The sequence below is a fragment of the Flavobacterium sp. genome, assembly GCF_036405015.1.
In the GTDB taxonomy this organism is placed as follows: domain Bacteria; phylum Bacteroidota; class Bacteroidia; order Flavobacteriales; family Flavobacteriaceae; genus Flavobacterium.
Genome location: NZ_DASWYK010000160.1, coordinates 35,871 through 44,926 on the forward strand (window position 1 = coordinate 35,871; position 9,056 = coordinate 44,926).

A 9,056-nucleotide genomic window follows, 5' to 3' on the forward strand; every position below is an offset into this window, starting at 1 on the left:
TTTCCTACTAAATTTGTGTATTAACAATTTTTTTTAACCAACAATTAATAACTAATTATTATGAACAAATCAGAATTAATCGATGCTATCGCTGCTGATGCAGGAATTACAAAAGCTGCGGCGAAATTAGCTTTAGAGTCTTTTTTAGGTAATGTAGGAACAACTTTGAAAAAAGGAGGAAGAGTTTCATTAGTAGGTTTCGGATCTTGGTCAGTATCTTCAAGAGCTGCTAGAGATGGTAGAAACCCTCAAACAGGAAAAACTATCAAAATCGCGGCTAAAAACGTAGTAAAATTCAAAGCTGGTGCTGAATTAGAAGGTGCAGTGAACTAAGTAAGAAAGTTCTCTAAACTTATAATATAATTAAAACCTTCCTTATGGAAGGTTTTTTTATGCGGTTTAACGATTTTTTTTGTGATTTTAATTTTTTTATGATTAAATTTAATAAAAATTGTAACCGTATGATTTCAGAAAAATTAAAAAAAGGACACCTGCTTATTGCCGAGCCTTCAATAATTGGAGATTTATCTTTTAACAGATCGGTAATTTTATTAGCAGACCATAACAAAGAAGGATCAATAGGTTTTATAATCAACAAGCCATTAAAATATACTATTAATGACTTAATACCAGAAATTGATGCTAATTTCAAAATATACAACGGAGGCCCTGTAGAACAAGACAACCTTTATTTTATTCACAATATTCCTGAGTTAATCCCAAATAGTGTTGAGATTTCGAACGGAATTTATTGGGGAGGTGATTTTGAGTCGACCAAAGATTTAATTAATAGCGGTGCTATCAGCAAGAATAACATTCGCTTTTTCTTAGGTTATACCGGTTGGGACGAAAATCAGCTTGAAAATGAAATGCAGGGAAACTCTTGGATTATTGCTGATAATAATTATAAAAATAAAATTATCGGAAAATCTACCACTCATTTTTGGAAAGAGCAGATTATAGAACTCGGAGGCGACTATCTTATTTGGTCTAATGCACCAGAAAATCCATATCTGAATTAATTTTCAGAAATGGATTCATTTAGTTTTTGCACTAATAAATGCGCCAGATTTATCTTAAACTCCTTTTTTCGATATTTAGTTATCGGCTGTATTCCTGTGATTACATTGGTTAGAAATAATTCGTCTGCTTTTTGAAGATCAAATGGCGAAATTATTTCTTCTAAAACTTCTATGCCTTCTACTTTCTTAGCCAAAGCTAAAATTTGTTTACGCATTACACCGTTTAAAGCTCCCTCTGAAATTGGAGGCGTAATTAGTTTGTTTCCAGAAACCATAAAAATATTTCCCTGAAGCGCCTCTACTACATTTTTGCTGTCATTCAACAAAATACAGTTTGCAAGGTCGTTTTCGTGCGCATAAATACTTCCTGTTATATTAATCATCTTATTAGTTGTTTTAAGAGATGATAACAGCTGTTTAGTCACATAAAAGTCTTTGTATAAATCTACTTCATATTCTTTTGTACTTACCGAATAAGAAGTATTTCCAAGAACGATAGCATTAATTAAAAACGAAATTTCGTTGCTTTTTGGAAGGTACAAACCACCATCTTTTCTAAAAACAGTGATTCTCGCTCTTGCTGAAGAAGTAATATTTAGTTCTTTAACCAGATTAAGAATTTGCTCTTCAAAATATTCCATTGTAAAATTCATCGGAATCATCATTCGAACAACACGCATGGAAGCCATTAATCTAAAGTAATGATCCTCAAGAAACAAGATTTTTCCGTTGATAATTTTTACTGTTTCAAATATCCCATCACCGTATAAAAAGGCACGATTTTGAGTTAATATATTCTCTTCCTGTCCGATGTTTCCGTTAAAATTAATCATAAAAAAACCCTGAATTTTGTTCAGGGCAAATATAAGGTATAAAATAGACTTTTACTAAACAGATCCAATAAGATGTTTCAGATCTGAGATCTGATTCTCCCACAATTGTTTAGCCTCGCCAATTTCTTCTCTATCGGCAAAATCAACTACCATAAGCGATACGTCTTTAGTTAATTCATCCACTAAAATATGGAGTTCAAAAAAGTAGTCAGTGTCTTTACTGCTTTCATCCACCCATTTAAACTTTACTTTTTCACCAGATTTTTTAGACGCTAAACGTGCTTTTTCTTGTGAATCATTCCAGATGAAAGTAAAAAATTCACCTCTTGAGTTAACGTTGTCAGCAAACCATTCTTGTAAACCTGACGGCGTTGATATATATTGATACAATAATTGTGGCGAAGAATTGATCGGAAACTCGATTTCGTAACGTATTTTTGAATCCATGTGCTACTTTTAATTTTTTCGAAATATAAGAATATATGTCCAAAAACAATGCGTTTTTAAAAATATTTTTTTTTCTTTCTTTTTTGCTTGTATGCTTTAATATTATTTCTATCTTTGCACCCGCAATCAGGAATTCATGATAGCAGTCCAGGCGAGGTAGCTCAGTTGGTTAGAGCGCAGGATTCATAACCCTGAGGTCACGGGTTCAACTCCCGTCCTCGCTACTTAGGTAAGAGACACCACTTTTTTAAGTGGTGTTTTTTTTATTTAAAAATCTTCGTAATTTGTAGTAGATTTGTGTTTTATTTTTCAATAAACAAACTACTAAAACAGCTTTTTTCGAACTAAGTAATTTATAACCAAATGGATATAGTTAAATTTAAAATCACATCAAAAACGATAAAAGTCGAAGTACGCAATTCGAACAATTATGTTTTTAATTTTAATACTGCTTTAGAAATCGATAAAGCAGACAAAGATGTTTTATTAAAACTATACAATGCCTTAGATCTTCTTTTTAAGAAAGAAGCCACAATTGAAAACAAAAATTATATTTCGCCAAACCAAACCAATATTTTAGATCAGATTTCTGCTGCTGATTTAGAAAAGGAGGATAATAATTAAATTTATAAGAAAAGACTACTTTTTATAAATTAAAGTCATTTTTCGTTAATTCTTCAACCAATATCAAAATGGATAATAAAACCATTTCCAAAAGAATCATTGAGCTGAAAAATACCGATCTCGAGCTGAGAGCTAAACTTATTGAAAGTAAAAAGCTTTCTGAAGGATATAACGAAGAAATGGAAAAACTGCATCTTCAAAACGCAGCAATTTTAGAAGAAATAATAAATTCAATCGGTTATCCAACTATCGACAAAGTAGGTAAAGAAGCAAGTGAAGCCGCTTGGTTGATCATTCAGCATTCAATCGCACTGCCTCATTTTATGAAAAAATGTGCTGATCAATTACAAAATGCGGTTGATCAAAAGAAAGCTGATCCTATCAATTTAGCCTATTTAAATGACAGAATAGCGGTTCTCGAAGAAAAACCTCAACTTTACGGAACTCAATTTGATTGGGACGAAAATGGAGATTTAAGTCCGAATTTGTTTGATGACTTACAAATGGTAAACCAAAGAAGAAAATCTGTTGGACTCAACTCTTTAGAAGAACAAACAGAAATTATTCGCAAACAAGTAAAACAAGAAAATCAATTACCACCAGAAGATTTCGAAAAACGAAAACAAGAAGTTCTGGACTGGAGAAGAAAAACAGGCTGGATAAAATAACTTCAAATTCAACAGTAGTTCTGAATCAATCCTTCATTCAATAAAAAACTTAACGGTAATTTTTACAGATACAATAAAAACACTACTTTTAATCTGTATCCGTAAAAAAAGTATTTTCTGTATCTGTACCCAAATCTTTAATAGCAATAATTTTGCTAAAAAAAGATATGAAATCTAAAGCATTACTACAGGAAAAACTAACATTTAGAGAAGTGTATATATTTGATATGGAAATTTTACAAAACATTTTCAGTCAAAACAAGTCTGTAAAAGCCGAAGATCAAATGCTTTTTGGTATTCCTTTTTTACTCGTTGAAAAAGAAAACAAAATCAATTCGTTTGCCACTTTATTACTGAATTCGAATAACGAAATCGTACATCAAATTTACGATGACGGAAGTTTAACCGATAAAGACAAAACACTATTTGAGGAGTATATTTCAAATTTTCTAAAGAAAAAAAGAAGTGCGAATTTCAAAAATCCTCAACAGCTCAAACACAGTATGGATTATTTTATGCATTCTTTAAACTTTTAAACCATTAGCAAAAAGCGTCAATGAAAAATCGCGAAACATTATATTTAAAAATTGCCAAAATAATAGAAGATCAAATTCATAATGAGATTCTGGTGCTCGGCAGCAAACTGCCTTCTGTACGAAGTGCGCAAAAATTATATAATGTTAGTTTAAACACAATCAAACAAGCTTATTTAGAATTAGAAAGCCGTTCGTTGATAGAATCTCGTCCAAAAACGGGATATTATGTTAGTAAAAGTTCACAGCGCACAACAGCGCTTCCAACAATTGCCAGCATTGACAATCACGAAACCGAAAATACTCCTGAAGAACTTATCGATAAAGTTTTCAGCACCATCAACAGATCAGATGTGACCCAATTTGCATTGGGATTACCTGGAAAGAATTTCCTTCCAGTGGCCAAACTCAACAAAGGCATTATCAATGCGGTTCGCAATAGAGACGATGCAGGTACAGCTTACGAACCCGTTCAGGGATCTGAAGAACTTAGACGCGCGATTGCAAAATGGGCGCTTGTCATGGAAGGCAAAATTACCGAAGATGATCTTGTCATTACTTCTGGCGCCATGCATGCCATGTACAATGCACTTATGGCCGTAACCTCTCCAGGAGACAGTGTTGCTGTAGAAAGTCCCGCGTATTTTGGAATACTTCAGGCGATTAAGGTATTAGGTTTAAAAGCAGTAGAAATTCCGACTCATCCTTTATACGGTTTAGATCTTGATGCTTTAAAAAAAGTACTTCCTGAAATAAAAGCTTGTTGTTTCATCACCAATTTCAATAATCCGATGGGATTTCAAATGCCCGATGAGAACAAAAAAGAATTGGTAAAACTGATTACAGAATACAATGTTCCGTTAATTGAAGATGATCTTTATGGCAATCTTTATTTTGGTTCAGAACGTCCTAAACCTTGTAAGTTTTACGATGAGGCTGGTTTAGTTTTATGGATTGGATCGGTCTCTAAAACGCTCGCACCAGGATATCGGGTTGGATGGATTGCACCAGGAAAATTTAAAGATAAAATCATACGTCAAAAGTTGGTTCAAACGGTTTGCAATTCTTCTTTATATTCAGATGTTATTGCAGATTTCTTAGAGCACGGTCGCTACGATCATCACTTGAGAACATTTAGAAATAAACTTTATGCTAATTATCTCCAGATTAATCGAGCTGTAGAATCTTATTTTCCGGATAACACTAAAATAGCACAGCCAAAAGGCGGCTTTATGTTATGGTTGGAATTAGACGAAAGAATTTCAACAACAGAATTGTATAACACTGCCCTAGCCCAAAAAATCAATTTTGCTCCTGGAAGAATCTTTTCTCAGTACAATCAATATCATAATTGTATGAGATTAACTTATGCTTTAGAATGGAATGACCGTGTAGATTCTGATTTGGAAAAATTAGGCAGAATAATAAAAAACAGTATTTATTAAAAACATGAAAAATAACGAGCAAGTAACGATAGTAACTTATAATCCGAAATATCAAAAAAGTTTTAAGGATTTAAATATAGAATGGATTTCAAATTATTTTGAAGTTGAATCGAACGATGTAAAAGCGCTGGATCATGCCGAAGAATATATTATAAATAAATGTGGAGAGATTTTTTCTGCCATTTTAAATGATGAAGTGCTAGGTGTTTGTGCCTTAATCAAAAGTGACGGAAAAGAATTTGATTACGAATTAGCAAAAATGGCTGTAAGTCCGAAAGCACAAGGAAAAGGTGTTGGTTTATTATTGGCTGAATCGGCAATAAAATGGGCTTCAGAAAAAGGAGCTTCTAAAATTTACTTGGAAAGCAACACCAAACTACAACCAGCGATTAAATTGTATGAAAAACTAGGTTTTAAAGAAGTTACAGGTCTTTCTTCAACTTACAATAGGGTAAATATTCAGATGATGCTTACGCTGAATTCTTAAATTTAGAAACTGGACTATTTCACTAAAAGAAAAAGTGGACTATCAAAAGCGTTCTTTATCCGCGTAAATTTGCGATGCTATTTTAGATCAGATGAACATACACTTTATACAACACGAAACCTACGAAGCTCCGGGCGCATATCTAAACTGGGCTGAAAACAGAAATTACAAAATATCTTTTTCTAAAGTTTACGAAAACAATCCTCTTCCTGATTCTGTTGACTTTATAGACATGCTTATTGTAATGGGCGGACCTCAAAGTCCAAACACAACGCTTGAAGAATGTTCGCATTTTGATGCCAAAGCAGAAATTACTTTAATTCAGAAATGTATTGCTAATGGAAAAGCAGTTGTTGGCGCTTGTCTAGGTTCACAATTAATCGGACAAGCTTTAGGAGCAAACTTTGGTCATAGTCCAGAAAAAGAAATTGGAGTTTTCCCGATAACTTTAACGGAAGATGGAATAAAAGATAAAAAAATAAGTCATTTTGGATCAATTTTAAATGTGGGTCATTGGCACAACGATATGCCAGGTTTAACTAAAGAAAGTAAAGTTCTAGCTTTTAGTGAAGGTTGTCCGATTCAGATTGTTTCCTATTCTGATTTTGTTTATGGTTTTCAGTGCCACATGGAATTAACAACAGAAGTGGTTTCTCTTTTAATTGAAAGCGAAACAGATTTATTGGCAGAAAGTAAAAAATACAAATTCGTTCAAAACCCTGAAGAAATTCTTTCTTATGATTATAATGAAATGAATGAAAAGCTTTTTCAATTTCTTGACAAACTTGTTTTGGCTTATACCTCATCAAAATAAAAAGAAAACCCTTAGATTTCTGTCTAAGGGTTTTGATTTATTTAAAGATATTTCGAATTACTTTTCCTATCTCAACAAAATCGTCGTGACTGCTAACGGCTCTTTTTTCTGTTGTATTTTTTTCCGTTTTTGAAAAAGGATAAATCAGCATGTAATTATTATTAATTACTTTTTTATTAAGCAAATCAGGCACATCGCGCATTTGCTGAAAGTAAGAATACATTCCTTTATCGGCCATCATAATGATCAAACCTTCATCTTCTCCCAAATTGAAGGCAGTTTCCTGTGCCTGGTTCCAAGAATCAAGTATATTGAATGTGGCTTCTATAGCTGCTTTTTTTACAATTCTTTTTAAAAGCAACATGGTTTTCTCTTTTCCGTAAAAGTTCATTTTTGCACCAGAATTTCGCCCAATATTCCAAATTCGAAGCATTGAATGAAAAAAACCAGCATCTTTTTCAGCATTTTCAGGAATCAAAACTATATAATTTTTTATAGTAGAAACAGGCTGAACGGCATGATAAATCATCAGATTTATATTTTTATTTTTGAGATAGCCGTTGTATAAATTATAAACAAAAGAAGCAGAGAATCCTTTTCCGCCTTCTAATCCTACAATTAAATCTGTTATTTCTTTTTCCTTAATTACATTACTAATTCCGCTTGCTGTATCATTATCATGACGCGTAATCGGATTGAGTTTAACATCGGCTGCAGAAGCCGCTTTAACCGCCAATCCCAGAATCTTTTCTGCATTTTTTACAGACGATTCATTTTCTTCCTCATTAATTACATTGACAGCAAAAACGCGGTCTTTATTCGTAGATGTTTTTACAATAAGTCCGAGATTCACCATTTTTTCTACCGTCTCTTCGTGATTGAGTGCCAGAAGAATATTCTCTTTTTCTTCGCTTTTACCCGACACTTTATCATCTTTATCTGAGTCTGCAATTCGCTGAGCGCTGGCCATTGAAACAAAAGAAGAAACAGTACAAGAAATTAATATCAAAAGAATACTTCCGTTAAGGACATGATCGTTTAAAAGTCTTATGGGTTCGCCAGCATCATTTTCTCCAATAATAATGTTATAACCTACCATAACAGAGGCCAATGTTGCAGCTGCAGATGCGGCGCTCATACCAAAAATCAATTGTCCCTCGTCATTTGTAAGTTTATAGGTTTTCTTGGTCAGCATGGCGGCAAAATATTTACCTCCAATAGAAGCTACAAGCATAATTGCGGCTACCCATAATGTTTCCCAACTTTGTATAAAAGCAGTAAAATCAATAAGCATTCCGACACTTATTAGAAAAAAGGGAATAAAAATAGCATTTCCAACAAATTCTACTCTATTCATTAAAGACGAAGTATGCGGAATTAATCTGTTTAAAGCAAGACCTGCAAAAAAGGCACCAATGATAGATTCGATTCCGGCAAGTTCTGCCAAAAGAGCCGCCAAATAAATCATCACAATTACAAAAAGATACTGAGAGATTTTATCCTCGACATTTTTGAAAAACCATCGCGCAATAATTGGAAAAACCAATAAAACAATGAGGGTAAAAAGTACCATTGAAACAGTTAGTTGTACCCAAAAAGCAGTACCAACTTCTCCTTGAGACATTCCGACCACTACAGCTAAAACAAGAAGCGATAGAACATCGGTAATCATGGTTCCTCCTACGGTTATGTTTACCGAAAGGTTTTTAGCAATTCCTAATGCGCTTACCATTGGATACACAATTAAAGTATGCGACGAAAACAAACTAGCAAAAAGTACCGAAGTCAGAAAGGAAAAACCTAATACATAATATCCTCCAACAAGACCAAGAATAAAAGGAACAGCAAAAGTATATAGAGAAAACACGATACTTTTCCATTTATTTTTCTTGAAATCGGCCATATCGATTTCCAGTCCAGCTAAAAACATAATATATAAAAGTCCTGTAGTTCCCGTAACCACTACGCTGCTATCTCTAGAAAGCACGCCAAAACCATTTGGGCCAATAACGGCGCCAGCAATAATAAGACCCAGCAAATGCGGAACTTTAATCTTATTTAATAAAAGCGGAATGCATAATATTATAATAAGTTCGATAAGAAATTTTAAAAGCGGATCTTCAATAGGAAGACTAATATGATGTATACTTAAAAACATAAATTATTTTTTTGATGGCGTAAGT

The 9,056-nt window shown here is 33.2% G+C and carries 11 protein-coding genes and 1 tRNA gene; 9 read left to right on the forward strand and 3 right to left on the reverse strand.

All coding sequences use genetic code 11. The features are described from left to right. Positions 1-60: 60 nt before the first annotated feature. Together VGE71_RS12760 and VGE71_RS12765 are read left to right on the forward strand one after the other, a co-directional pair. On the forward strand, positions 61-333 hold the full coding sequence (locus VGE71_RS12760; protein WP_008464760.1) for an HU family DNA-binding protein: 273 nt from the start codon (positions 61-63) through the stop codon (positions 331-333). Between the two features lie 128 nt (positions 334-461). Beyond that, the gene (locus VGE71_RS12765; RefSeq protein ID WP_144218014.1) at positions 462-1,022 is read left to right on the forward strand and encodes a YqgE/AlgH family protein; all 561 of its coding nucleotides are present in this window, start codon (positions 462-464) and stop codon (positions 1,020-1,022) included. Here the strand turns inward: VGE71_RS12765 and VGE71_RS12770 are convergent. Together VGE71_RS12770 and VGE71_RS12775 are read right to left on the reverse strand one after the other, a co-directional pair. After that, the gene (locus tag VGE71_RS12770) at positions 1,019-1,855 is read right to left on the reverse strand and encodes an aminotransferase class IV (RefSeq protein WP_331138675.1); all 837 of its coding nucleotides are present in this window, start codon (positions 1,853-1,855) and stop codon (positions 1,019-1,021) included. The genes VGE71_RS12765 and VGE71_RS12770 overlap by 4 nt on opposite strands. 54 nt (positions 1,856-1,909) lie before the next feature. Then, a complete protein-coding gene (locus VGE71_RS12775) occupies positions 1,910-2,302 on the reverse strand; it encodes an START-like domain-containing protein (RefSeq protein ID WP_144218010.1) in 393 nt (130 codons plus the stop codon). 150 nt (positions 2,303-2,452) lie between these two features. On the opposite strand from VGE71_RS12775, the gene VGE71_RS12780 reads away from it, so the two are divergent. From VGE71_RS12780 to VGE71_RS12810, 7 genes are all read left to right on the forward strand, one after another. Next, positions 2,453-2,526: transfer RNA gene (locus VGE71_RS12780), tRNA-Met, on the forward strand. Between the two features lie 139 nt (positions 2,527-2,665). Then, positions 2,666-2,926 carry a hypothetical protein gene (locus VGE71_RS12785; protein WP_144218008.1) on the forward strand — a complete coding sequence of 87 codons (261 nt, stop codon included), beginning with the start codon at positions 2,666-2,668 and terminating at the stop codon, positions 2,924-2,926. A 68-nt stretch (positions 2,927-2,994) separates the two neighbouring features. Then, entirely contained in the window at positions 2,995-3,594 is a 600-nt protein-coding gene (locus VGE71_RS12790; protein WP_331138676.1) for a DUF6624 domain-containing protein, read from the forward strand. Positions 3,595-3,761: 167 nt separating this feature from the next. After that, positions 3,762-4,130 (forward strand): hypothetical protein, encoded by a 369-nt coding sequence (locus VGE71_RS12795; protein ID WP_331138677.1) that lies wholly within the window; start codon positions 3,762-3,764, stop codon positions 4,128-4,130. Positions 4,131-4,150: 20 nt separating this feature from the next. Beyond that, positions 4,151-5,572: a PLP-dependent aminotransferase family protein gene (locus tag VGE71_RS12800; RefSeq protein ID WP_331138678.1), complete on the forward strand. Its 1,422-nt coding sequence runs from the start codon at positions 4,151-4,153 to the stop codon at positions 5,570-5,572. A gap of 4 nt (positions 5,573-5,576) precedes the next feature. Beyond that, complete coding sequence (locus VGE71_RS12805; RefSeq protein WP_331138679.1) at positions 5,577-6,059, forward strand: GNAT family N-acetyltransferase; 483 nt, start codon at positions 5,577-5,579, stop codon at positions 6,057-6,059. A gap of 91 nt (positions 6,060-6,150) precedes the next feature. Then, entirely contained in the window at positions 6,151-6,873 is a 723-nt protein-coding gene (locus tag VGE71_RS12810) for a type 1 glutamine amidotransferase (protein ID WP_331138680.1), read from the forward strand. Positions 6,874-6,910: 37 nt separating this feature from the next. Here the strand turns inward: VGE71_RS12810 and VGE71_RS12815 are convergent, their stop codons facing one another. Continuing rightward, positions 6,911-9,031, reverse strand: coding sequence for a cation:proton antiporter (locus VGE71_RS12815; RefSeq protein WP_331138681.1), 2,121 nt, complete (start codon positions 9,029-9,031; stop codon positions 6,911-6,913). Positions 9,032-9,056: the final 25 nt, after the last annotated feature.